The 24,972-nt window shown below is 44.8% G+C and carries 19 protein-coding genes and 2 pseudogenes; 6 read left to right on the top strand and 15 right to left on the bottom strand.

The window, feature by feature from the left end; translation table 11 throughout:
* Positions 1 to 21 precede the first annotated feature (21 nt).
* Entirely contained in the window at positions 22 to 258 is a 237-nt protein-coding gene (locus KS4_RS05090; RefSeq protein WP_145075510.1) for a hypothetical protein, read from the bottom strand.
* A gap of 64 nt (positions 259 to 322) precedes the next feature.
* On the opposite strand from KS4_RS05090, the gene KS4_RS05085 reads away from it, so the two are divergent.
* Positions 323 to 532: a hypothetical protein gene (locus tag KS4_RS05085; RefSeq protein ID WP_145075507.1), complete on the top strand. Its 210-nt coding sequence runs from the start codon at positions 323 to 325 to the stop codon at positions 530 to 532.
* Here KS4_RS05085 and KS4_RS05080 read toward each other — a convergent pair.
* From KS4_RS05080 to KS4_RS05035, 11 genes and pseudogenes are all read right to left on the bottom strand, one after another.
* On the bottom strand, positions 526 to 1,866 hold the full coding sequence (locus KS4_RS05080) for a DNA modification methylase (RefSeq protein ID WP_200761593.1): 1,341 nt from the start codon (positions 1,864 to 1,866) through the stop codon (positions 526 to 528). The genes KS4_RS05085 and KS4_RS05080 overlap by 7 nt on opposite strands.
* A gap of 428 nt (positions 1,867 to 2,294) precedes the next feature.
* Complete coding sequence (locus tag KS4_RS05075) at positions 2,295 to 4,613, bottom strand: bifunctional DNA primase/polymerase (protein WP_200761592.1); 2,319 nt, start codon at positions 4,611 to 4,613, stop codon at positions 2,295 to 2,297.
* 17 nt (positions 4,614 to 4,630) lie between these two features.
* Positions 4,631 to 6,337, bottom strand: a complete 1,707-nt coding sequence (locus tag KS4_RS05070) for a DEAD/DEAH box helicase family protein (protein ID WP_200761591.1) — start codon at positions 6,335 to 6,337, stop codon at positions 4,631 to 4,633.
* A 47-nt stretch (positions 6,338 to 6,384) separates the two neighbouring features.
* Positions 6,385 to 6,463, bottom strand: a pseudogene (locus KS4_RS17505).
* A gap of 65 nt (positions 6,464 to 6,528) precedes the next feature.
* Positions 6,529 to 6,987: a DUF669 domain-containing protein gene (locus tag KS4_RS05065; RefSeq protein ID WP_145075499.1), complete on the bottom strand. Its 459-nt coding sequence runs from the start codon at positions 6,985 to 6,987 to the stop codon at positions 6,529 to 6,531.
* Positions 6,980 to 7,765, bottom strand: coding sequence for an ATP-binding protein (locus KS4_RS05060; RefSeq protein ID WP_145075496.1), 786 nt, complete (start codon positions 7,763 to 7,765; stop codon positions 6,980 to 6,982). Before KS4_RS05060 ends, KS4_RS05065 begins: the two co-directional genes overlap by 8 nt.
* A 104-nt stretch (positions 7,766 to 7,869) precedes the next feature.
* Positions 7,870 to 8,691, bottom strand: coding sequence for a PD-(D/E)XK nuclease-like domain-containing protein (locus KS4_RS05055; RefSeq protein WP_200761590.1), 822 nt, complete (start codon positions 8,689 to 8,691; stop codon positions 7,870 to 7,872).
* 11 nt (positions 8,692 to 8,702) lie between these two features.
* On the bottom strand, positions 8,703 to 9,323 hold the full coding sequence (locus tag KS4_RS05050; protein WP_145075490.1) for a sigma-70 family RNA polymerase sigma factor: 621 nt from the start codon (positions 9,321 to 9,323) through the stop codon (positions 8,703 to 8,705).
* A gap of 199 nt (positions 9,324 to 9,522) precedes the next feature.
* On the bottom strand, positions 9,523 to 10,503 hold the full coding sequence (locus KS4_RS05045) for a hypothetical protein (RefSeq protein WP_145075487.1): 981 nt from the start codon (positions 10,501 to 10,503) through the stop codon (positions 9,523 to 9,525).
* Between the two features lie 88 nt (positions 10,504 to 10,591).
* Positions 10,592 to 11,707, bottom strand: coding sequence for a hypothetical protein (locus KS4_RS05040; protein ID WP_145075485.1), 1,116 nt, complete (start codon positions 11,705 to 11,707; stop codon positions 10,592 to 10,594).
* Between the two features lie 541 nt (positions 11,708 to 12,248).
* Positions 12,249 to 12,596, bottom strand: coding sequence for a hypothetical protein (locus KS4_RS05035; protein ID WP_145075483.1), 348 nt, complete (start codon positions 12,594 to 12,596; stop codon positions 12,249 to 12,251).
* Between the two features lie 546 nt (positions 12,597 to 13,142).
* Here KS4_RS05035 and KS4_RS18105 point away from each other — a divergent pair.
* The 5 genes and pseudogenes from KS4_RS18105 to KS4_RS05010 all read left to right on the top strand — a co-directional run bounded on the left by KS4_RS18105 (position 13,143) and on the right by KS4_RS05010 (position 17,898).
* Positions 13,143 to 13,358: a helix-turn-helix transcriptional regulator gene (locus tag KS4_RS18105; RefSeq protein WP_145075481.1), complete on the top strand. Its 216-nt coding sequence runs from the start codon at positions 13,143 to 13,145 to the stop codon at positions 13,356 to 13,358.
* Positions 13,359 to 13,534: 176 nt separating this feature from the next.
* Positions 13,535 to 15,013, top strand: coding sequence for a tyrosine-type recombinase/integrase (locus KS4_RS05025; RefSeq protein ID WP_145075479.1), 1,479 nt, complete (start codon positions 13,535 to 13,537; stop codon positions 15,011 to 15,013).
* 200 nt (positions 15,014 to 15,213) lie between these two features.
* The gene (locus KS4_RS05020; RefSeq protein ID WP_145075477.1) at positions 15,214 to 16,812 is read left to right on the top strand and encodes a DNA cytosine methyltransferase; all 1,599 of its coding nucleotides are present in this window, start codon (positions 15,214 to 15,216) and stop codon (positions 16,810 to 16,812) included.
* A 3-nt stretch (positions 16,813 to 16,815) separates the two neighbouring features.
* A complete protein-coding gene (locus KS4_RS18100) occupies positions 16,816 to 17,223 on the top strand; it encodes a very short patch repair endonuclease (protein ID WP_145075475.1) in 408 nt (135 codons plus the stop codon).
* A gap of 24 nt (positions 17,224 to 17,247) precedes the next feature.
* Positions 17,248 to 17,898 (top strand): annotated as a pseudogene (locus tag KS4_RS05010) (IS1595 family transposase).
* Between the two features lie 159 nt (positions 17,899 to 18,057).
* Here KS4_RS05010 and KS4_RS05005 read toward each other — a convergent pair.
* Genes KS4_RS05005 through KS4_RS04995 form a run of 3 tightly spaced genes read right to left on the bottom strand, consistent with a single transcriptional unit; the run spans position 18,058 to position 24,970 of the window.
* The gene (locus KS4_RS05005; protein WP_145075473.1) at positions 18,058 to 19,785 is read right to left on the bottom strand and encodes a nuclease-related domain-containing DEAD/DEAH box helicase; all 1,728 of its coding nucleotides are present in this window, start codon (positions 19,783 to 19,785) and stop codon (positions 18,058 to 18,060) included.
* A 23-nt stretch (positions 19,786 to 19,808) separates the two neighbouring features.
* Positions 19,809 to 21,683, bottom strand: a complete 1,875-nt coding sequence (drmB, locus tag KS4_RS05000; RefSeq protein WP_145075471.1) for a DUF1998 domain-containing protein — start codon at positions 21,681 to 21,683, stop codon at positions 19,809 to 19,811.
* A gap of 23 nt (positions 21,684 to 21,706) precedes the next feature.
* Entirely contained in the window at positions 21,707 to 24,970 is a 3,264-nt protein-coding gene (locus KS4_RS04995) for a hypothetical protein (protein ID WP_200761588.1), read from the bottom strand.
* Between the last annotated feature and the right edge of the window lie 2 nt (positions 24,971 to 24,972).

Genomic DNA, 24,972 nt, shown 5'->3' with positions numbered 1-24,972 from the left:
CTTATTTGTCGCTAAGCAAGTTCAGTGACTTGGCTTATTGGCCATTTCGCTAGCAAGATACGCTACATACTCCATCAGGTTCAGCGTGCCATCGGCGCGAAGTAGATCACCTTCCTCCGCAATGGCTTGCACCTGCCCAGGATCAACCCGTTTGCCGTAAGCAGATGCGAGGACTTGTGCTGCCTGCGTAGGCGTTAACGAGGTAAGGCTCAGCTTGGGATCTGCTTTTTTGGCCATAACGATCTCGCGATTAGGCATGAATCCTGCTTGATGAATCAGCTCAAATACGCCCTGATGTGACTGTGAAAGGAAACCAATGCAAATGACAAATGAATCTAAAACGATTGAGCGTAACTGGTGCGATCTAAAGCCCGGCGATGTGATCTGTCTTGGCGGGAATTGGCTGGAAGTCTTTGATGCCTACCCGACCAATCACGATACCGTCACCATCAAAGTCATCACGGCTTACGGCATCCAACCTGTCGAAATCCAAAGTGCCAGCAAAAGCAAAGTCACCTGCAAAATCTATTGACCTGCCATTCGTTCAAGCCTCACCGCTTTCTTCCCCGTAAACATCTCCCAACGCTTCACGATCACATCACAGTACAGCGGATCAAATTCCATCAGATATGCCTTTCGCTCAGTCTGTTCACATCCAATCAGCGTACTGCCTGAACCGCCAAACAAGTCCAGCACGTTCTCACCTCGCTTTGATGAATACTGAATCGCACGCACCGCCAATTCCACTGGCTTCTCAGTCAGATGTACCATCGACTGCGGACTCACCTTCTTCACGTGCCACAAGTCCGTCGCGTTGTTAGGACCGTAAAAACTATGTCCCGCGCCAACCTTCCAGCCATAAAAGCAAAGCTCAAACGATCCCATCATGTCCTTGCGTGTCAGTACCGGATGCTGCTTGTCCCATACAACTGCCTGACTGAAGTACAGTCCCGATTCAACCAGCGGCTTGGGATAGTTGCCGAGGTTCGCGTACCCGCCCCAGATGTAAAAACTTCCGCCTGACTTGAGAACGCGCGATGCATTGCCAAACCAATCGAGAAGCAGCTGATCAAATTCGTCATCACTGATGAAGTCGTTCTCCAGCGGCCTATCTTTGGCACGTAGCTTTTTGTGCGTCGCGTTAGCTTTTTCCGGATGACGCTGGACATCCAACTTCTGATGGTGCCCACCACCGCTGGCGGGAAAACTCGACAAACCAGCCGCAATGGCGTTGTTGCTGCGCGGCTCCACCTTTACGTTGTAAGGGGGGTCGCTCAGAACAAGATCAATCACCTGCCCATCCAAAAGCCTGCCTAGATCTGACTCCGACCCGCTATCGCCGCACATAAGTCTGTGGTCGCCAAGTTGCCAGATATCGCCAGATTGTGTCACAGCTTCATCAGGTGGCTCAGGTATTTCATCCGGATCCGTTAACCCTTGCTGAATGCCGCCTCCTTCTTCAAGAAGCTGCGTGAGTTCTTTTTCGCCAAAACCAAACGACTCAAAATCAAAGTCGCCGTTTAGCTCCGTTAATTCAATCGGCAGGATCTCCATGTCCCACTCTGCCAGTTCGCCGCTCTTGTTATCAGCAATGCGATAAGCGCGAATTTGACTATCGGTGAGGTCAGTTGCCACATGCACCGGTACTTTCACAAGCCCCAGCTTCTGCGCCGCCTTCCATCGGGTGTGGCCTGCAACAATCACGCCATCCGCATCCACCACAATCGGCTGTCTGAACCCAAACGCGCGCAACGATTCAGCCACCGCGCCCACCGCCATGTCATTGAGCCGGGGGTTACGTTCGTAAGGCACCACCTCATCCAACCTTCGAAGTTCAATTTTCATCACCTGCTCACGTTTCGCCATCGTTCATCTCCTTGCGCATAAAAAATGTAAATAAACACATACCACTTAAAGAATTACAAATTCGCCACGTTAGAAAGAAAGTGTCTAATACAGCTCGACTCGTTCCCGTGCCATCAGATGACAGACGTACCGGGAAGGAACCATTGGTAATCCCGTAAAATCTCACGTTTCACACCCCTCACGCGCGATCCCAAACGCACATACAAACAGGTGTTTTTCGAGGGTTTAACCTATAAAAAATGTATATGCGAGGGGGGTGGGGTGAAAGGAGGGAAACGTGAGATATAAAAATGATTATTTATTATTATTTCTATACTTACCACTTCTTCACGTTTCACCTTTAGGGGGTGAAACCAGGGTGAAATCAGAGAAACGTGAAACGGTCAGGTTTCTCTCGTTTCACCCACATTTCACCCACGTTTCACCCCCTAATTGAGCTTATAAACGACCATCGGACTACCCGCCCGTGGTGTGGTTATGACTTGAATATCTCCCCGCTGAATCAGCGTCTCAATCAGATCCTTAAAATCCTTGGCTTTCATCTTCATGCGTTTTAGCAGGACGCTATGGGCTAACTCCTGATTAGGCGCTTCACGCAGCTTAGTGATAGCCTTCAAACACTCGGCATGAAACGCGCTCTCCGCGGCATGTGACGCGGCCATGTAGAGCATCCGCCTGACTTGGTGCATGACGAACTCGGACGCCCACTCAACGGCCTCATGGCCAATGACCGGGGCGTGGTGGTTCTCGCTGATGGCGTAGATGAGTGATAGCTTACGAACCTGCTCGCTGACGCGTCCCCAGACCGTTGTACCCACCGCATCGTTACCCGCTTCTGCCTTGGCGTATTCATGATCTGCCTGATCGCGGGTTTCGATTAAATGTTTTTGCGCTTGGCTTGTATGTTCCACCAATGCAGGCAGCGGATGCAAATCTGTCAGGTTGCCTTTGATGGGATTAAAGTTAGCCCACCAATTGGCGGTTTCAAGAACGCGCTTCGGCAAGTCGCTCATGACCGGTTCTTGACCGCGACTACGTGATCCAGCTTCCAGCACGATCATGCGAGCGAAAAAGCCGTTAGTCATCATGCGCTCGCTCAGCGCTGCGTAGTAGTGATTGGGAATCGCGGTACCAAAGATGACCAGATTGGGCTGATCGATATAACGCAAGCCGATGTCGTTTTCGCCCTTAACGTTTGCTTTCTTGCGCATGGGATACAGGCTGTTAGCTGATGAATACATCGTTAAAAGCGTACTGAGGATCGCTTCATGCTGACCATGCTTAGATAGATTGATCGATTGCAGCATCGTATCAATCTCATCAGTTTGAAAGAGCATCGAAGGCGTTAAGTACAGCGCATCCTGTATGCCTTCGCCGCTAGCAAAGCGTTCACCTAATGCATTGCCAAGTTTGGTCTGCAATAAAATTCGGTTATTGATCTTGCGCGGCCAGTCCTTACCTGACGCTGAATGGGCCAGACCGAGAAGGTAAAGATTGGTTCTGTTATTGCCGCTATCGCGCACCTTGCGTCCACCTAAAAACGCCTGAAGCGCTAATGCTCCTGCAAACGCCATCACAGGATTGGGGTAAGGTGCAGTCGCAAGGCAGTAATCCATCACCTCACTGACAAACCCCGGCACGCGCAACATCTCCAAAGGGATCGGCCCGGGGTCTTGGATCTCTGACTTTGCCTCGGCTGGTTCGCCAGCTAATACGATTGTCTGACCGTTATTCGAATTCTCTTTCAGTGGTGCGGCTGACATTTGAACAATGGCCGAGATGTCCGGATTATTCGAATCATCTGGTAGAGAATTCGAACAATTTAAACCAAAGCCAAGCTCTCCAAGAGAACGTGCCGCTTGTTCAAAATCTCCGCCATGACTAAGTATCGCATAGACCGCAAAGGGCGAGTATCCGCGACCCGGTTCAAAAGGCGTGGCATTTGATGAGAACACATAGAACACATTCTCCTTTAGCGTCGCTGATGTACCCGATTGTTTGCCGGGTCTTCGCCAATATTCGTTTTCTCCGCCTTTAGTGCGCACCCATCCGTGCTCTTCGAGCACAGTTCGCACATCGCCTCGCTTATTAAAATCATCTCCGGGCCTGTTCAAATGTGCAGGTTGAGATTCGCATGGTCTGGCTGATGTTTGATTGTTCGCATGACTATTCAACACAGGTGGCAGATATTCATTCAGATCCCAAGCGGCCTGAAGTAGTGCGTCGCGTTCTGCTTCTGTGATCACTGGTAAATCGCACAGATCACCTTGTGCCAGTTCGTAATCTTGCGTTGGATAGCACAAAAACAAACCGCCTTCGCCGCGTGTTTCGATGAGTGTTAGGATTTCGCCGGTTGATTGATCTAATCGCTGGGCGAGTTTCATATTGCCGCTGATGCTCGTTTGGCATCGGTAAATGACATGCCAGCCTCCGGAAGGTGTGCCTTGAATCACAAGGCGGTTTAGGAGTTCTGGTGATATTTGCTTCGCCCAGGCATCGAACAATTCACCCTGCGCATCAAAGTCTAAAATCTCCAAGTGATTCGAAACTTTTCCGCAGATGATGCAGACAGCATCCGGATGGTTCGCAGACCATGCGGACAATTCAGCCTCTGTGGGAAGCCGCTTTTGATACTGCTTCCACCTGCCGCAGCTTGGGCGTTTCTCTATGCGCAGTGCAGGCAGGGCGCAGAGATCTACTGAGACGTACTGCTGCAGTGAATCAGCTGCCGTGATTTCTTCGATCACAATCGACCTACACCTATTCAAAACGGTATCTCATCATCAGGACATGGAAGACCCTCAACGAATTGATCAGAATATATGCCAGAACTTCCGGAGGCTGAGCCATCCATCCGTGGTGGCTTTTCACCCAATTTGTAACTCGTGATACGATCAAATTTTTCACCCGCGACCGATCGCACCGTAATAGCGTGCGTCTCAGCGATGCCGCCTGCATCGCAGATCGCAACAGCCTCTTCTGCTGAATCAGGCAATGGTTCAAGCGATCTATCCTGCCACCATGTTTGAAATTTCTGATGTGCGTAGCCATGATGTTCTGGGCAGACCCATTCACTCTTGTACTCATTGAATCCAATGCGGTAATCGATCCGCATCGTACGCGGGCTGTTTTCTGGTGCGCCGCGTTTCTGGTGAACACTGTAATACACCTCCTGCACCTCATAATCTGTTTCAGTGACTTGGCCAGAAAGAACACTTGCAGAATCCGCTTGCGCGTTGTGCTTGTTATCCGGCTCACGTTCAAACTCATAACCACACTCGGGGCAGTTGCTATATGCGGCGTGAATCAGCGCCCGGCAATTTGGGCATTCCTTCGCTGGCGCTTTGCCTGTACCTTTCGCTTTATCTGCCACTTTCAGATCATCAATTGGACCATGCCGCAGGATGTTACCGCCGTAATCAAGAATCAAGCAATCTTGCTTTGATGGGTGAATACGAAAGCCTCTGCCAACCATCTGATATAGCAGGCCGGGCGACTGCGTAGGACGCAATAAGACAACGCAATCAATTGTTGGTGCATCAAAGCCGGTAGTAAGCACGTTCACATTCACAAGGTATTTGAGCTTTTGCTCTTTAAATCCATCAAGTGTTTGCGAACGGTTAAAGGGAAGCGTATCGCCACATACAAATCCGCACGCATGCCCCATATTTTCGATCGTCTGTTGAATATGCTGGGCATGTTTAACGCCCGCAGCAAAGATCAGAACAGAGTGGCGATCTTGTGTAAGCTTGATGATCTCCGAGCAGGCCGATTGAACCAGCGACTCTTCATCCATTAACGCTTCAGTTTCTGATTGAATAAATTCGCCGCCCCGGATATGCAGCTTCGAGGTATCAACCTTGCGCTGGCCTGCTTTCGATTTTAACGGGCAGAGGTAACCTTGAACGATCAACTCGCGAACACCCACTTCGTAACAGATGTGATGCAGCAAACTTTCGGGATCAGAGTTACAGATGAGTCCCTGCTTCATGCGGTACGGCGTTGCGGTTAAGCCGATCAGGCGCACCTGCGGATTGATCTTCTGCATGCCATTGAGGAAGCTCTGATACATCCCCTCGCCATCTGGCGGCAACATGTGGCATTCATCAATTAGAATCAGGTCAAAATGACCAAGCTCGGTTGCACGCTTATATACCGACTGAATCCCGGCGACGATGATGGGGTACTCTGTATCGCGGCTGCCCAATCCCGCAGAGTACACGCCGATTCTGTGCCACAGATCCGGTGCCATAATGTGTAGCTTATTAACAGCTTGTTCGAGCAGTTCTTTGACGTGCGCCAATATCAATACCCGGCCATCCCACTTCTGCACCACATCCCTGCAGATACTTGCAATCACTGGCGTTTTGCCTGCAGCTGTTGGCAGCACCAGACACGGATTGTCATCACGTAAGCGCAGGTGCTCATAGACCGCACGCACCGCTTCCTGCTGATAGGGCCGGAGTACCATGGGCGGCTTGGTTTTTAACGTTGATTGATCTAAAACCTGAATCATATTGGAGCCGGTGGGAGTCGAACCCACGTTCCATGACCGTACCGCGTGCGGTTCTTGGTCATGGCTCTACCCGTCGGCCCCAACGTGAGCGATCAGCTCACGTCTAATATTTGATTAGCATCTCTGCTAATCATTCATCATTTGCGTTAGCGTTTCCATGGGGGTGGGTCGCTGTTTGTCGATTCTTCCGTTGCATTCGTTTCTTGTGATGGAATTGCCGTATAACCTTTGATTTCGTTATCAATTTCACTGGTTTCAGGGCGTGTCTTACAGCGAACCGTGATCTGCATTGGCAGATTGTGCAGTTCAACAGAATCCTTTGGTTCCAGTACGCTGACCGCCCGGCAGATCGCAGACAGGTTCCCGCGTGCAATCTTCTGCGTTAGTTCATTGGGATGATTGATACACAGCCTGTCCCACACCTTGCGGTTCTGGTACTCGCCTTCAATGACCGTCAGCTCCAGCTCCAGATAACTGCCATCACCGCGTTTGGTGGGTTTCATCTCACTGGAAGTAATCGCAGCGATGTATTTGCCAGCAGGAATCGCTTCAAAGACATGATTCGGCTCAACTTCACTTGCATTAAACCCGTTTAAGTTAGCCATTGCGTTGCTCCTTTTGATTGTTCGTTTGAATCAATGCATTCATGATCGCCTGCCACGACAGTGGCAACTCCGCGGGTAAGCCGTAACGATTCTTTGCCACACATGATGGGCTACCTACACACCTAAGTATTCTGTCCCCACCCTCCTTACCTAATCCCGAGGCCAGAGTGCGTGTGCGATTAAATCCTGCATCTTCGGTGCGCGTAATCACTTTACGCGTGGCGAACAGTACCGCATCAGCCCATTCGGTCACCACCGCATTGGCATGCTTGTGTAATCGCGGCGAGAACCGGTCGTAAGCGCCAACTTCCGGATCTGAAAATGTTTCGACTTTGGCGTGGGCTAAAAGGATCGTGCACATGCCGCGTTTGGTTCGCAGTTCATCCAGCCCATTGAGGATTCTGCGCCAATGGGTTAACGCATGGATGTAACCACGCGCATAGCCGCCATCGACTTTTTCGATACTGCTTGTGCCATACTCTTTGCAGAGCTGATCCCACACTAAACGTTCGAGCCAGTCGAGTGAATCGATCACGACGGTCTGGAATTGATGCTCTTCATTAATCAGTACATCAATCGCATCAATAACCGCTTCACAATTTTTAGCCAGCGGAAAGCTTGAGCAATCGATTTCACCTAACCCGTCTTCTGTCGGGATGAATATGGCGTCAGGTGCATGCGAAGCTAACGTCGATTTACCAATCCCTTCTGTGCCGTAGATCAACATCCGTGGCGGCATCTGCTTCTTGCCAATATGAATCTGCTTGAGTAATGACATTCATACGCTCCTGTTATCTAACGTGAATATTGATGGTGGATTCACGAATTGATTTGTATTTTGAATCTGTATTAAGACCTGAATGCGCGTCAGGCATTTACAAGTCAAAAATTCCGGGGGGCTGTTGCGAGATAACGCAGCTCTTCATAGCCGGTGGGCCAGTGGTTGATGGCCTGGCATGCAATGAGCCTACGGATCGCAGCTTCGTTTTCGCGCTGCGTGATCGCGAGCAAAGGCTCACTGACGCGCCAGACGCCGCAGCGATAAGGTTCTTTCTTTTCAACCGCAACGATATGAACCGGAATGTTCTCAGGATCTTCTTTAACTGCGGTAGCGAAGATGGCCCGGTAGAAAGCAAGCTGGTAAGCGTAGTGGTATCGTTTGGCATCCGCCTCAAACCACAACAAATCATCGCAGGTTTTTAGATCCACAATCCCCTTATGTGGATGCGTCCAGTCGATGCGCACCTGACAAGGAATATCACAGTAAGACTGACGCAGAACACCTTCTGCTCTGCCATACAGCAAGAGATCAACCGCTTTGTCGTTCATCGCAACACCACTGGCCATGTTTTCAACGAGATCAGCTTGCTCATGCGATAGAACAGGTTTGCCTTGCTCTATCCTCCACTGCACAAAAGCTTTGGTTTGTGTGCCATAAGGCTTACCAGTTTTCTCATTGATCGGTCCGCCCATCGCAAATGACGATTCATAAGCATCGCGACCTTCCAAGATGCGGCTATGCGCAGCCCGACCAATCAGATACGCAGGTGAATCCTTGTCCTCAATCAGGCCTTTATGTTTTTTGCGGTAAAGCCAGGGGCATTTCATAAAATCCATAAGCTGGTGGCTACTGAGATACTCATTTGCTTTTGCGTGGTAATCACCCGCGGGTTCTGCCTGCAGGACAGAGAGATCGATATCCAACTTTTGGTTATTCATCGCGCACCTCTCTCATAAAGAAACAATTTCCCTTCACCCTCTATATCTGCGTCAAAACGAAATTTGTTGCGCTGTTTTTGGAAAACCACTAGGCCCGCACGTATTAACCGCTCGCGCAATCGAACAATAATCCGGTACATCGAACTGCGATGAATACCGAACAGTTCAGCGACATCAGAAATGCTGTAATGTGTTAAAAGCGAAACGATCTTCCGTTCGCGCTCCGGTAATTTGGCTAGTACCACCTGTAAGTCCAACCTCAGATCTATTCTGTCCTGCTCGCTAAATTCACCCTGCTTAGGATCGTTACAGATCGGATCAAAGAAAGGGGATATATCATCGAAGTTAGCGATTAACGAAGCATACTTACCTCGATTGATCAGCTTTCTCTTCTGGTGCAGGACATACCGGCCAAGAGCACGATCGATAAACGTTTTCTGGTTCGCCTTCGCCGGATCAAACCGCTTCATCGCGGCAAGTAAACCCACCGCCAATTCCTGTGAAAGCTCTTCCCGCTCTCGCCACGACAATTGCAATTGCTCTTGCAGTTGCCTGGCGTGGTATGCAATCCGCTTTCGGCCAAACGCATCAATGCATGAACCATCGCTCGTATCCATCAGCAACTCTCCGCATGGAAGTATTAATCCGCAGCCCACAAAAGGCCGCTCTAACCTCTATGAGAGTTACAGCAATCCGCGTTATTAATTTTCAAGCATTTCTTAAGACGTGATTTTTTATATACTTACAATCGAAAATATTTTTGTTACAGTTACAGCTATTTGGTCAAACTGTAACAGTTACAGTTCAAGGAGCTTGTTATTGCTTCCTTTTGGCCTGATATTTCATCACACTTTCAATTGATCCCGCCGCCTCCCAGAGTACCTTTAATACCTTTGCTCTTGGGTCATTCAGGCATCTGCTCACCTCTGTTTTGTGGCTTCCCAATAGCACCGCAAGTTCCTTGAGTTTAGGACGTGGCAAAAGCGTAGGCTCAAGTCCTTGATCCTGTAGATAGTACGCATAATCACGCGCAGCAATCAGATGCGCTTCCAGCAGCTTTTCGAGTTTCTCGATACTCGCAGCACGCGTGGCCCGCATTGGAAACGGTTTTTGAATATTGGTTCGACCGGGACGATCAACACCAACTAACTGCTTAAATGTTTCCAGATATGATTGCCAGACCCTTGTTTCTTGCAACGCCTGCTGCTTCGATTCTACAACTGCTTCAAGCGGTACCAGCAGCATTCGCTTACTGCTTGCAATCTCCTCAATCTCATCTGTCCAGCGCATGCGCGTTGGCGTCAGGATCAGTATGCCTGAAGAGTTATGCTTAACCGTCAACAAGAGAAGCTTTTCACGCAAAATCACGTGGCTTGTACACAGCAGCAGATACACCGGATATTTCGCGGTTGTCTTGAATTCTAAAGATCCGACTCGGATAACATGCATACGATCTTGAATCTTTGACTTAGATGTGCGCAATTGGCTTAACCCGCGGCACAGTAATTTCCTCAGCTTATACAAGTCTAGCTTATGAAAAATGATATCCTGCTGCGTTAACTCAATGCGATTTTTTCGATCATCCGGATCAATCGCAACCAGCTTATCAGATGGATACCGGACAATCTTCATTCTTTCACGGTGCGGCTTAGGATTGGGATATGAGGCCGCAAGACAACTGGTCGGCAAAATCAATTGCCTGACAAGTTCCCAGTCATCGCCGCCAACATCAACCCATTCCTTGTAAACCGCGATTCGGCGTGACCTGCTCTCACATAGTTGCCAAAACGCCTTCATCTGTAGCCTTGAATGCGGTTATCCTGCAATTCGCTAATAACTTCTCAGACTGGAATCAAGATGAGCAGCAACATAACGCTTGAGATTCCTACAGCCGCGATATCAACCCATTTTCGGGGCTTCCGGGGGTTCCGGGGCTGGTCAACGAGGAAGTTGTTTCGCAAAACGCACCTAAAAACCCCCGCTTCTTGAGCCACGAACTTATCACGCAATAATCAGATGCCCGATCAAAGATGACGGTACCGGGCGGTCTGATTGTTACATGTCTTATTTGCTGATCTAAAAATTTGATACGAAACTTCGCTCGCACAAGTTTGATTTGGCTGGAATCATCGAACAAGTTTCGGCTATCCTCATCAATCGCAGCAAACACATCATCTGCCCGGCGTACCTCGACATCTTGCTGCCAGCTCCGATGACGTATAAGCAGTTCACAAAGGGAAATTGATTCAATTTCTTCAATATCACAGCTCACCAGAGACAACCGATTCAAATCAATCAGAGGCGATAGGGAATATTTACTTTTCCTCTGCTGGATATCGAAGAATGACCCATCACCAAATAAACAGAACCCCAGACACTTGCAGTAATTGATTCGTTCATTTTTCGTTGAGGCGTTGACAGCAAGCTCGCCCGTATCCGCGTTATAGATAACCGAATCGTAGTACTCCGGTCTGTATACAACCTGCCCTACAGAGCCATCATTTTGTACTGTCCCTGATCGCCTCATAAATGCCCCATGGCGAATCATTAGCCAGAACCCGTTATGTTTTGTCAGCGGCAATACACGCATCCCGCAACCTGTACGCGTATAGGCATATGTGTAATTCAGCGTTGCTTCTAGCTTTGAGAGTATTTGATCGTTCGGATATGTGAAATCAGGGATGGTTGTCTGCCTTGGATAATACGAAACGAATTTCATCGACTTGATGCGATGTTTTTCAGCGTACGCTTGCAGCAAGATCGATGGATTCTCTATCCATACCCGTATCGCAATATCTTCAGGTGCCGATTGATAGACCCCTAGATCGATACCCGCATCGATCGCTAACTCAACAATCTGTTGGCAGCTGGCATCATCTGATAATTGACTGACGTAATACAGTCCCTCGACCATCCGACTTGGCGCATCAGGACCGAGCGTTATAAGTATCTGCATTGATTGGCGGTAGTTGGTTACATCCGGGTGCCGTGGCCAGTTCATCCCGCGTTCACCAACCAGATAATGTCTGTATGGTGATAAAAACCGCAACAACAACTGCGGATCGATTCGCACAATGACTGCGATATCGCAAAAACGATTTAGGCACAGCGAACGTACCACAACACAGACCTCTAAGTAAAAAGCACTACAAAAACCACATTTGAAATCACAATTTTAATGCAACACACACAAATCGCGAAGATTATTTCATGTCGGGTTATCTACCGACGAACAAAACAATAGCAACACTTTTTATCCCCCCTGTTTTATGCAACAATACGTTATCATCAATAACGAGATAATTTATGATGCAGCAAATTTCCAAAACAAAAACCCCGCCGCTCTGATCAACGCAATATCACAGAGCGGCAAGGGTGGGGATATCACAGCAATCACTGATTCAATATCAACTTATGAATCGTCTCATGAACCGTTTATGAATCTGAATCTGAATCGTCCCGCCCCACCAACCACATCAATGAATCGCCCCACTTAAACCGCCCCATCTTGGAATGCTGGCACACAGGCTTCGTTTTAGTATCTACACCTGATCCACCATTTGATCCCACTGCCCCACCACACGAATAATCAAATGTTTAACCTGATCTTCATTCGCCCGATCAAGATACAACTCAATATACTCCGGCAGCTTTGGCAATTCGTCCAACGGTGGTAAATCGCCCCCAATCAAATCCAGAAGAAACAACATCTTCAGCACTGAAACCGTCGGCGCGGGCGGCGGCGTAATCAGCGGCATGTCTGTTTCCAACTCCGCCCCCGACTTCTGCATGCTCAACTTCGCATCAAAATTGCGAAACGGATTCCCGAACTTCTCACATGGAATCACAAACTCATGATCGCATACAGGGCAATTCAACATATGTAACATCGCAAGTTCTCCTGCCCCCCGCCCCCGGAAGTTCTGACATTGGCGTACCCAAATGATTTGGTATTGCCGGGTATTCCCAGGTCGCGAGCGGCGCATAAAAAGGGGTGCCGTTTGCGTGTCTCACAGAGAGGCCTACCACAGCCCGCAAAAGAAACACAACAAGACAGCACCCTTTCCGGGTGCGTAATTCTTGTGCGTTCTTTTGCTCGAAAGTGGTAGTTTCTCTGTGAACGCAGCAAGTTCTACGCTGAACTTACTTTTTCAGTTGTCGGCAGCTATCAAATACCAGTCGTAAGGACAAATCCTTGACACCTGTCATTCGTAGCTCCAAACCACATTATCGCATTTTTTGGCCAAATACGAAAGCGAATCAATACCTAATAACAGGTTCTCAACCTATTAGCTTTGAAAAAAAATCTCACTAAATCACCAAAAAGTGCGCGACAAATTTCGTTTTGACGCAGATATAGAGGGTGTAGGGGGAGTGGGGGGACAATGTTTTTCTGATTCATATTTCGCCATGACAAACCTGATGAGGTCATCCGAATGCAGGACACCTATCCCATTGCCCACACATCTATGTTGAATGTAAAAGATGTCGCGCGTCGATTGCAATGCTCACCGCGAACCGTTTACCGCTTATGCGATGCAGGACTAATGCCTAAGCCTATCAAGCTCGGGCAACTCATACGCTGGAACGCGGATACCATCGAGCAATGGATCGCCCAAGGCTGCCCCAAACAGCCAACATCTAAAAATTAAGAATAAGATCGTTTTACGTAAATCGAAACATCAATCCTGCACACATCTATCTGTTTGCCCACATCCACAAAACCACTTGATTTAAGGCGTCAAATACCGCCCACTGTGATGTACTGATTCATGTATATCTCCCAGTAAGCCAACTTCGGGGGGGATCCGGGGGAGGAGCAGTGCCTATGGCCAACGTCTACAAGAAATCTTACACGCAGCCGTTACCCAAACACTGTGAGATCATCGAACAGGATGGCAAGCCCGTTGCCAAATGGATCGACCGTCGCGGCCACACGCGCTACGAACCAGTCACCATTGGGCGTAATGGCCAATACAAACTGCTTCGCCACAGTCCAACGTGGTACGCCCGCTACAACGATGCTGATGGCATTGAACGTATCAAGTCAACTGGTTGTAAAGATGAGCAATCCGCAAGGCATGTACTGGCTGAACTACTTAAACGCGTTGAGCACGTGAAATCCGGCATCTTCACGCCCGAACAGCATCGCCAATCGATCTATGCAGATCAGACGATCCAAGATCACATCACCGCATACCTGCAACACCTGAAAATCAAAACCGTACGCGGTAAAAGCATCTCAAAGCAACACCAACGTAACCGCAAACAGCAACTTGAACGCATCACATCTGCTTGCCACTTCAAACGTCTTCAAGACATCAACCGTGAAGCCATGGAACGCTGGATGGGCAATCAAGATTCAGCGCATATAGGTAGCAGCACGATCAACCACTACCGCGCAGCGATTGTAGCCTTCTGCAACTGGTGCGTCGATACTGGTAGGCTCAGCGTGAACCCGCTTAACCGCTTGCACAAAGCAGATGAATACAACGATAAGCGGCGAATACGTCGCGCACTAACTGAAGATGAAATCTACCGCTTACTTCGAACCGCAGAAATCAGACCCATTGCTGAGTTTGGCCGCGAAAGCGTGATCAAAGACAAAACCAAGCCCAAAAGCAGAAGCAATTGGACGAAAGCTGAACTGACGTGGGAGAATCTGGAAGAAGCTTATGAACGCGGCATGGAGCATCTCTGCGATGGTAGAAGGCGTCAAGCCAAGAAACTCGCCTTCCTCGGTAAAGAACGTTCACTCATCTATCGCACGCTGATCTACACAGGCCTTCGCAAGAGTGAACTTGCCAGTATTACGCTCGGGCAAGTCTATCTGGATGAGCGTACACCGCATCTTGAGCTTCTTGCTAAAGACGAGAAAGCAGGACGCGGCGCGATGATACCACTACGAGCAGATCTTGCCCAGCACCTAAGGTCATACATTCAAATGCTTCACAAAAAGCACCGCACATTACATCTGCCTCACAACACACCGCTCTTTAAAATCACCCAAGACATGATCCGCGTATTTGGCCGCGATCTTACAGCAGCCAGCATCCCCAAGTACGACGAGCGAGGCCGCGTCGTAGACATCCACGCCCTTCGCCACACCTTCGGCACCCATCTCGCCAAAGCAGGCGTCGCGCCCCGCACCGCGATGGCAGCCATGCGCCACAGCAGTATTGAACTGACGATGAACGTCTATACCGACCCGGCACTACTCGATGTCGCGAGTGCGGTAGAAGCATTACCTGCTTTAAACTCGCCGGTAATGGACATTTTTCGATTAAACAACAAAAACGCCAGCTAGTATCCCAAACAAAATTGCTTATTTTTGCCGTACAGGCAATAGCGATTTCTAAATACAAACAAAATGTGCCATGGTTGATAATTCAAGGTGAATTTCCTTTATCATGCACACACAGTAACAATATGTAAAAATAATGGCATTGAATCTGATTGCCTAAATCTCAATCATGAAGCGATCATAGTTCTCACAGGATAATCCAATTGACGGAACGATTAAACATCCCGATAGTAGATTTATTTGCAGGCCCCGGTGGCCTAGGTGAAGGTTTTAGCGCATATCGTAATAGCGAGGGCGGCAATCCATTTAATATTGCAATATCAATCGAAAAAGATGAACGAGCTCATATGACATTGCAGCTTCGTAGCTTTTTTAGACAATTTGGGAATTCAGTACCAAACGATTATTACAACATCCTTAGCGATACAAGCCGCTTATTACCTGAGCGTTTAAAAGAACTATACAACACATTTAGTAAAGAAGCCGAACAAGCTTCTTCAGAAACATGGCAAGCAGAACTGGGCGAAGAAAAGCACAACAATGTTAGAAAACGTATTGCAGCATCAATTGGAGAAAGAAAACCTTGGGTATTAATTGGTGGACCACCATGCCAAGCATATTCATTAGTAGGACGATCCAGAAACAAAGGAAATCAAAGTTATAAACCCGATGACGATAAAAGGCAGTATCTATATGTCGAATATCTGCACGTTATTGCCGAACATCAACCAGCAATCTTTGTCATGGAAAATGTCAAAGGTCTGCTTTCGGCGACGGTTAAAAACAAGAGAATGTTCGAACGCATAGTAGCTGATTTAAAAAATCCAACAGATGCGTTAAAGCGAGAAAAAAGAGTCGTTCGACCCGCACCAAGTACAAAGAATGAATCTAAATATGAAATATTTTCATTAACACAAAAAGGAAATTACAGGGTTGAAAATTTCCAAGATTATGTAGTCAAAATGGAAGACTATGGTATCCCACAGGCTAGACATAGGGTTATCATTTTAGGCGTACGTAAAGATCTTCTTGGACATATAACTCCCAATAAACTTACTCCACAAAAACAAATCAATACCAAAAGTATCTTGCAGGGACTGCCTAAATTACGCTCTGGACTGTCTAAAGAAGTAGATTCCGGCACTAACTGGTATCAACACATAAAAGAAATCCAAAACCGCAAATGGTTTTCTGATTTACTTAACAGCTCAGACGAAAATCTTGCATGTAAGCTGAAAACAACACTCGAGAAAATCACCATTCCCAAGCATGACCGAGGTGGTGAATTTGTAGAATATAACTTGTCAATTGGTCACAACAAAGATTGGTTTTTAGATGATCGTCTAGAAGGCGCATGGAATCATACAACACGTGGGCACATTGTAAAAGATATCTATCGATATCTTTTTGTGTCCAGTTTTGGTGCGGCACACAAACGCTCGCCCGTCTTAGCCGACTTTCCTAAGTATCTATTGCCAAACCATGACAACGTAAAAAGTGCGCTTAACGGCAGTCTTTTTGCCGACCGTTTTCGTGTTCAGTTAGGCAACCGCCCATCAACTACAATTACTAGCCATATATCAAAAGATGGGCACTACTATATACACCACGACCCTGCTCAATGCCGAAGCTTGACTGTTCGCGAAGCAGCCAGGCTACAAACGTTCCCGGACAATTATTTTTTCTGTGGACCTCGAACATCACAATATGGGCAAGTAGGCAATGCTGTACCTCCACTGCTTGCTAACCAAATTGCTGATATTGTTTTTCAGTTACTTAATGATACTGGAATTCTGAATTAAACAATGACAGATCGCATTAGCCCCGAACACCGAAGCTGGAACATGTCAAGGATTCGTTCCAAAAACACAAAGCCTGAGCTTATTGTACGTTCTTTACTATACAAAATGGGGTATCGATTCAGGCTTCATCGCAAAGATTTACCTGGGAAACCTGACATTGTCTTACCCAAATACAAGACTGTGATTTTCGTTCATGGTTGTTATTGGCATAGACATGCCGACTGCAAACTAGCTTATAAACCCAAATCTCATATTCATTTTTGGCAAAATAAATTTAGCAAAACTATTAAAAGAGACAGGCTGCGAACCAAACAGATCCAAGATTTGGGTTGGCGAGTAATCATCATCTGGGAATGCGAAACCGCTAACACAGAAATACTAACTAATAAAATTAGGGGCTGTCATAGATAACTCATTTGAGTTATAAGGGACAGCATGAGGAAAAGTCGGCTGAGCAGGCAGAAGCAGGATCGTCTGATCGAGCATTTTGTGGCGGGCACGACAGCGCGATGTGCGGCAGATTTAATTGGCGTGAATCGCAATACGGCAGCGTTTTACTATCGCCGTTTGCGTGGGATCATCACCGACGCGACTGAAGATGAAGATTTGCTTTCGGGTGAAATCGAAGTTGATGAGAGTTACTTCGGCGGCAGACGCATAGGCAAACGCGGCCGAGGTGCTGCAGGTAAGATACCGGTGTTTGGTATTTTAAAGCGTAAAAACAAGGTATTTACGAAGATGATCCCGAATGCTCAAGCGAAGACGCTGATGCCGATCATGCAAAGCAAGATCAAACCCGACAGCATCGTGTACAGCGATTCGCTTTCGTCTTACGATATGTTAGATGTTTCAGAATTCAAACACTACCGAATAAACCACAGTGAATTATTTGCTGACAGTAAGAATCACATTAACGGGATTGAGAATTTTTGGAACTAGGCTAAGCGTCACATGCGTAAGTTCAACGGCATCCCGAAGGAGCTTTTCCACCTGTTCCTGAAGGAGTATGAGTGGCGATTCAACAACCCGAAGCCAACTGAGAAGTTAATCCAGCTACGGCAATGGGTTAGAGAAAATTTAACCTAGTTATCTATGACAGCCCCTAAAATTATTACAACACTCGTTTAGATTCTTTATATTATTTCACTGGTAATTAAGTTTTTATCAACTATGTTATTATGATTTTCAAAGCCTACATCTCATCTTAGCAAAAATAATTCTAACAACGTTTTTAACTACAAAGAATCAATTAATCTTCGAAGATTGACGAATACCATATTGACGGGCAAATTCATCATATACTTCTTTTTCTCTCTTATTTACTAGAACAGTCATCATACTGCGAGCTCTAGTAAGACCACAATAGTGTAAAAGTTGGAAATAACTATCATTTAAATCTTGAATATCAATTACAACAACAGCACGTCGTTCCAATCCTTTGTACGAATGAATGGTAGAATAATCGATATACTTTTTGCTCTGTAATTCTGACTTCTGATTGAGATTTCGTATTTTAATTTTGTAAATACGATCCATGTTAGCAAGTGATGATTTTTCTAATTTTCTAGGCCCTAAAATAATAATATCTTTCACTTCAATGTGATTTTTTATATATTTACTAATAATTTTCTCAATTTTATCCTGCCAGTCTAAGTCGTCTACAAATTCTACATCGCAATTCTGTCCTTCTACAGCCTTGTTTGTGGAAACATCTAATCCCGAAACAATGGATGCCGCTACTGCAATTTGTTTTGTGTTGCGACAATTTACTGATAGCTCATATTTAACAAAACCTGTATCATTTAACTCTTCTAGAATATCATCATTGCTCTGAGAATATATATTCTGCAAAGGGTCCATAAATATATGGCATTCCCCAGAATTTATGCCTTTTCTTAGTGTTAGATCCAACGCATCAAAGTAACTTTCTGTCAACAAATCTTGGGCTTCGTCTATTATCAAACAATCAAATATATAGCTTTCATCTAACTGTGTTAATGCATCCATATAAAGCCGTGGCAACTGTTCTGAAAAATATTTTTCATCTCCACAATTAACTAAGTGATGCCCTAAATTAGAATTCTTTACCACGGACATAAACCATGAATGTAATGAAATTGCAGTTAAATTATCAATGTCTTTTGCAGTATTATTTAAATGATCACCAAGTAATTTATTGTAACATACATACAGCGTTTTTTTTCCACTTTCCGCTAGCCGGATAGCTTTATCCATAGCTAATATAGTTTTACCTGTTCCAGCGGATCCAGAAACCAAAGTTCTCGAATTATTATCAATCCTTGTCAACACATCTATTTGTTCTTCTGTCAGCTCTACTTGTTCAGATTCAACTTGACACAACATACTATCTAATGTTCTGGCTGACCTTATGTCCGGCCTCAATGCTCTGCGGATCTCATCTATCTGTTTTGCAGTAAGATTAACAGGGTTTGCATTATACTTTTTCTGATATTGATGACGCCAATAGTCGATAATCTGTTTCAAATAAACATCTAATGAAGATTGTTTGTTACGAATATCCCATAAGACCTGCTGTTCAATCTCGATACAATCACTAATAAACTTATCATCTGGCATCATCACGCCATAACCTACAATAGCTTGACTAGAGCAATGCTGATTCACAATTTCTCTAACAGCAAACATTGCTGATTTTGCTTGCTCAAATGGCCCTTCTGATTTAACAAAATTAGTCCCATTGCGGTTCGTAAATATCCACTCCCCGTTTACAAAATTAATTCTTCCACCTTTTACTTCAAGTACAAGAATTGCATAAGGGCTTATCACGACAAAATCGCATTCTCCCCATATTTTTGTACTATGATTTTTCAACCCAAGAGAATGCAGTACGATATAATTGTCTGGTAGCTCTCGTCGAAATCTTGTAAAAAGCATACGCTCTGCACGACTTACAGTTTCGCTTTTAACCTCTCTTGGAACCATATAAGCCATTATCAATTGCTCCGTATAGTTAATTATTTAAGCAAATCAGCAAAATAACCTTGTACTTCTTCTGATATTCCTGAACTTTTACCCGTTAGCATTACTCTGTCTAATTCACGATTGTATTTTTCACACGATGTTTCTGATGCAAGCATACAGTTATGGCAAGCTGCACCATTTAATCTGTCTCCGCGCACTTGCGGATCAGTTTCTGAACATACGGGGTCGTTTCCACACCACATTGCATCTTCAATTGCATCCTGTATAAGATTGCCAACAGTAATTGAATCTGCTAAATCAACCAATCCACCTAGACTACCATCCGAATCTGGTGACGCAGTATAAATCAATACACCAGCCATAGATTCATCCGGTGGAGCATCTGGATTAGAGACATATAATCGCTCTCTCAAGCTAGCTGATGAATATCCACAATCTAATGAAATTCTTCGTATTAATGCATGTGAAAAAGAATGTACTAATAGTAACCTAGGTGTTATCGGGTAGGATTGTTCGGCTCCCCGTTCTGAACATTGTTGAGCAAATATATGATTTATTTCAGCAGCCCTATCAACTACTTTTTGTTTGGATTCCCAATCAATTACTGCTGATTCAGTAAAACGAAAAAATATTCCCTCGCCTCGTACTTCAATAGCCGGATACCAAGATGTGTTTTGTGTTGAAATGGGAGTTATCAATCCTTGCTGAACAGCTAGAGGAATCTGTTCAACCGGTACTGAAATTGGATTTATTCTACAGAAACCACAATAAGCACGTACTTCACGCAAACGCTTCACAGCACCAACTAAATCAATATATTCTAAGTATGGCTGTTGGAGCTGCATGACTTTATTTTCAAAATCCGGCAATACACCAGCAATAGAATCGGCTTTGTTATCAATACTTAATGCTAAATATTCCTGATGGCGTGCATTCGATTCAGATATCGGAGCATTTAGATTATCTAAATCTAGACGGCTTTTCATCCATTTAATTGCCATTGTGTGATCAATATTTATTCCTTGAGTATCAATAAAACCTTGCAACATAGGTTCCCAAGCGGACTCAGGCGCATTTTTTAACAACGCCCAATGCTTTTCTAATATTTTAGATATGGCATCTGAAGCGGGTGGTATTGATAACATCGAAGCAGAAACGGGAAAATGAACATTTGATGCACCTCGCTGTAATGTTTCTCGTTGCGCATCACATTCTTCATTGTCACGATCATCTAGCCATGGACGAATGCCCCTACAGCGGAAACGAGCCATTGTATGGGGTTGAAAAATATCTCCTAAATTTTTAATTGCACCACAATTCTTGCATTGTACATACAGGTCACTTATTGCCGCACTTTGACCGTAAGAATGCATATACAAACATGGATTCTTACACTCTTCGAAATTATCGGAATGCGACCATTGAATCCATGGGAAATCATCGATATGACCATGTTTACATGCGGTAAGAAATCTGACTGGCACAGCGTGCGCATCGTTATGGCGACATTTTTCGTTTGCACATGACACCTGTCCATCTGGTTCTTCTGTAAATGGATTGCCAACCTTTCCAAGTCGGTTACATCCAGTGCACTGTAACCATTCAGGGAATCTTTTTACAGGTATCGTTACAGAACGCTGAACCCTCGTTCCATATGTTTCAATTTGCCGGTCATTCGGTACAGGCATAGAGTAAAATTCATCAACACCAAGTAAATGACTTAATCTCGGTTCCCGGACTGTCATTGATTCGCGGCTTGCATGCGGGATGCGATCCCATTGCATTTGCATAAACGGTATCCCCATCGGCATAAAGGAACCTTTAGGCGTATCAACAATTGAACCTATACCGTACGTAAATACTGATTGTGAGCGTCTTGCTTTTCCAACAGTTGGTACTGGGCACATTTTATTAACTCCAATTCGTTAAACTACCAAATAGAATAAAACACGGTCGGTTCAACTTCTCGCATTGAATTTGGTGTTCGCCAAACTTTTGAATCTTCGAATTGATCCTCTGCACTACGCATTAAGTATGGATTATTGGGTTTATTACGACGGTCAAAAGTTGCCCAGTATTCAAGCTTACGATTTGATTTGTTGATTAAATCTGCTATATGCGTCCAGTCATTAATTATTTGATTAAGTGAACTATATACTTCATTTTTGATTGTCTTATTCTGGCTAGAATTATTAGCTCGCTCAACAATCCAGTCTCGTATTTTTATTACATCGCAATCATTAGGATTAAAGTCCGCGGCATTGAAGCGACCTGACATATATGGTAACAAGTGGCGGACTAATGCTATGAATATAGCATGCAAAGCTTTATCTCTTGCTCGTGACGACCAAGGCGTAACGCTCGCAGCCTCAACTTGTTTATACAAAGTCTGATGATAGTTTTTAAAATGTTCAAAATGTGATATATCACGGGGCCTCGAGGCGTTAAGACAAGAAACTACGAGCCCTGGTAAACCACGTCCAATTCTTGATGTTGCTTGGATATATTCTGAAGTCATTTTAGGTTGGCCATTTACAACCATGGCTCCCAATCGTGGGATATCTACACCAACTGAAATCATATTACTAGCTAATACAATATCTATAGGCTCTCCTTCATAGGGATTACCGCCCAAACTAATTTCTAATTGATTTAGCGCGGCTGGAATATCTGCTGATGAAACATTACTTGTCAATTCAATTGGATTTTGTTCTAGCTCACGTTGATGATCACAATTTAAACGACGACAGTAGAATTTCACTGAGCGACGAACGTCATCTCGCATCATAACATTGGCTCCCCCCAGTTCTCTTAAACTATTAAAGTAAATAAGTTGCGTCCAATATGGATCGAGATCACTTTGTTCAAATTCATCTTTTTCAAGAAGACAATATACTGACGCTATCAAACTAGCACTAACAGCTTGAAGAGTGAATTTGGGGCTACGTCCCGATGACGCAATTGCACTATATATACGGTTTGGCTCATTTGCATCTTCTTCAGCAAAGAATGAGTGTCCTGAAGTAATACCTGCAGGCGGGAAAACAGCTACGTCTCGATTAAACAATGATTTTACCTGCTTTTTTGCCTGCCCAATGGTAGCTGTTGACCCAATAATTTTTGGTATTTTATATTTACGAGTTGAAAGTAAATCTATTGCTGCTTCATAAAGACCCATCATTGTTCCAAGCGGACCAGTAATAAGGTGCAGTTCATCCTGTATTATTAATTCTGGAGGCGGATTATCAGGCGTTCCAAACAATAAACTTAACTCCTCTTTACGAGGAAGTTGAGCCATTTTATCTACGGTACCAATGATCATTGAGGGGCGTACGCGATATATATCCTCATCAACAGTGTATATATTCAAAGGTTCATTTAATGACTGACAATCTTTATTTGAGCAATTAATCTCAATAGATGGAGTATCCTCGCAAACACGGTAATCAATTGGCCTTAAAGCTCTGCCGCAATATGGGCATTTCAACAAAAGCCTTGGCGTAGATGTAGGATTTTGCTCCTTAATTTCTTCTTGTAACTTTTTATTTGCGCTAAACTCACCATCTACTACCTTATTTGGAGTCGCAGCTTGTCCAACATAAAGCCCCAATGATATTGGCTCACTACCTAATAATTGTAGATTCTGTTTTCTCAGACTTTCAGCTTGGCAAATCATTTCCGCAGCACGTTGAAACTGCTGAACCGTTAACAAACGTAACGTATATCTCATGATAATATCTACATGAGCTCGCGTTCTTAACTTGGAGTTTGCTATACGTCGATAGAAAATAACAAAAGCACTTAGTGCTAAATATGCCTCAGTTTTCCCACCACCTGTGGGAAACCACAACAAATCCATAATTTCTCTATCTGGAATAGCATGCTCATTATCTTCTTCTACCACTATAGAACGTATTGTTAGTAACAAAAATGCTATCTGAAACGGCCTCCATATGAGCCTACGAGGTATTAGTTTCGTTTCTGGATTGCTGGCCACATTGTTCATAACCTCATTAGTAAATAAAAAGGCTTTAAATGCTTCATCATTACCTTCTAAAGTATCAATACCGGCATTGATTCTGTCCAATGCAATATGCGCACATTTTTGATTTTCAGAGAAAGCTTCATGGTGTATTTTGCTAATATTTTCACCAAATGTTTTTTCTAACCAATCCTCATACTTTCTTGCAAATATTCTTAATTGCTGAATAATTTGATCTTTATTTTCTATACATGACATAAACTCTGAATTCAACGGTGATTCTGATACTTCACTAAATAATTGTAATGTAGAATGTCCTTTTGGCGTAACCGATGAAATATGCTGCTTTGGCATCCAGTTAGTCCAAACACTGCTGACAAAACCATCTTCTGGCTCAGACCACTCAGCAGCCACAGCATGCCCCACCGCATACTCATTCTTTTTGCTATATAGCATTCGATTGATTAGCAACTCAATATCGTCACCTGATCTATCAGTTTTAAAATTAGGTAATATCGCTGATTTTTCTGATGGCAACGCTTGAATTTTTATCTGAGACTGAAAAATACAATTTACATCACGCTGCGTTTCTGGGTCTGCAGTTGCCTGATTTACAACACTAACAGTTACTACATTACCCAAATCAAATACTCTTGATTTGATATGCATTTCAAGTAAAGGTTCTTCTAATTCATCACCATTTACATCAGTAAAAGTAGACACAACCTTCGCTTTATTTACAGCCTCATTCTCAACCACCAATCGATAACAGAAAGGCTCACGAACCCAATCAAATGTAGCTACTTTTTGTTTATGCTCACCAGATGTTTTCTCAGAGGATTCCAAATCACAAGGATTAGTCCTTACATAGCGAGCACCGCTAATCATTATTTCATACTCTTGACAATCTTTTGCTATCGTATAAGTTACACCGAATGAAGACGGGCGAAAGAGGTTAAATATTGGCGCTGAATCCTTGTAATCGTTACCGTCCTCGGCATTCATGCATGCATCAGTATTACTATCATCTTCACTAGAATCCACAACACTATTTTTAGGCCATAAAATTCCGGTAAGATAATAGTCTGTTGGCCCTGCACTTAAAGGCACATCTTTGATTATTTCATTTTCTTCGATTGGACCAACTAGCAAACTATTCATTTGCTGAAAAACGCGATCTCTTGCTTTTTGTTTATTATTTTTTTTCTTCATAT

The sequence above is a fragment of the Poriferisphaera corsica genome (assembly GCF_007747445.1).
Lineage (GTDB): Bacteria > Planctomycetota > Phycisphaerae > Phycisphaerales > Phycisphaeraceae > Poriferisphaera > Poriferisphaera corsica.
Note: the sequence above shows the minus strand (reverse complement) of the source record. Positions and strands in the feature narration are given on the sequence as shown.

What these genes read in the sequence shown, in the direction of transcription:
- KS4_RS05050 (WP_145075490.1), bottom strand. Translation starts at nt 9,323, where the DNA reads ATGGATACGAGCGATGGTTCATGCATTGATGCGTTTGGCCGAAAGCGG.
- KS4_RS05080 (WP_200761593.1), bottom strand. Translation starts at nt 1,866, where the DNA reads ATGGCGAAACGTGAGCAGGTGATGAAAATTGAACTTCGAAGGTTGGAT.
- KS4_RS05025 (WP_145075479.1), top strand. Translation starts at nt 13,535, where the DNA reads ATGGCCAACGTCTACAAGAAATCTTACACGCAGCCGTTACCCAAACAC.
- KS4_RS05065 (WP_145075499.1), bottom strand. Translation starts at nt 6,987, where the DNA reads ATGGCTAACTTAAACGGGTTTAATGCAAGTGAAGTTGAGCCGAATCAT.
- KS4_RS05005 (WP_145075473.1), bottom strand. Translation starts at nt 19,785, where the DNA reads ATGGCTTATATGGTTCCAAGAGAGGTTAAAAGCGAAACTGTAAGTCGT.
- KS4_RS05040 (WP_145075485.1), bottom strand. Translation starts at nt 11,707, where the DNA reads ATGAACTGGCCACGGCACCCGGATGTAACCAACTACCGCCAATCAATG.
- KS4_RS18100 (WP_145075475.1), top strand. Translation starts at nt 16,816, where the DNA reads ATGACAGATCGCATTAGCCCCGAACACCGAAGCTGGAACATGTCAAGG.
- drmB (WP_145075471.1), bottom strand. Translation starts at nt 21,683, where the DNA reads ATGTGCCCAGTACCAACTGTTGGAAAAGCAAGACGCTCACAATCAGTA.
- KS4_RS05035 (WP_145075483.1), bottom strand. Translation starts at nt 12,596, where the DNA reads ATGTTACATATGTTGAATTGCCCTGTATGCGATCATGAGTTTGTGATT.
- KS4_RS05085 (WP_145075507.1), top strand. Translation starts at nt 323, where the DNA reads ATGACAAATGAATCTAAAACGATTGAGCGTAACTGGTGCGATCTAAAG.
- KS4_RS05070 (WP_200761591.1), bottom strand. Translation starts at nt 6,337, where the DNA reads ATGGTACTCCGGCCCTATCAGCAGGAAGCGGTGCGTGCGGTCTATGAG.
- KS4_RS05045 (WP_145075487.1), bottom strand. Translation starts at nt 10,503, where the DNA reads ATGAAGGCGTTTTGGCAACTATGTGAGAGCAGGTCACGCCGAATCGCG.
- KS4_RS05060 (WP_145075496.1), bottom strand. Translation starts at nt 7,765, where the DNA reads ATGTCATTACTCAAGCAGATTCATATTGGCAAGAAGCAGATGCCGCCA.
- KS4_RS05090 (WP_145075510.1), bottom strand. Translation starts at nt 258, where the DNA reads ATGCCTAATCGCGAGATCGTTATGGCCAAAAAAGCAGATCCCAAGCTG.
- KS4_RS04995 (WP_200761588.1), bottom strand. Translation starts at nt 24,970, where the DNA reads ATGAAGAAAAAAAATAATAAACAAAAAGCAAGAGATCGCGTTTTTCAG.
- KS4_RS18105 (WP_145075481.1), top strand. Translation starts at nt 13,143, where the DNA reads ATGCAGGACACCTATCCCATTGCCCACACATCTATGTTGAATGTAAAA.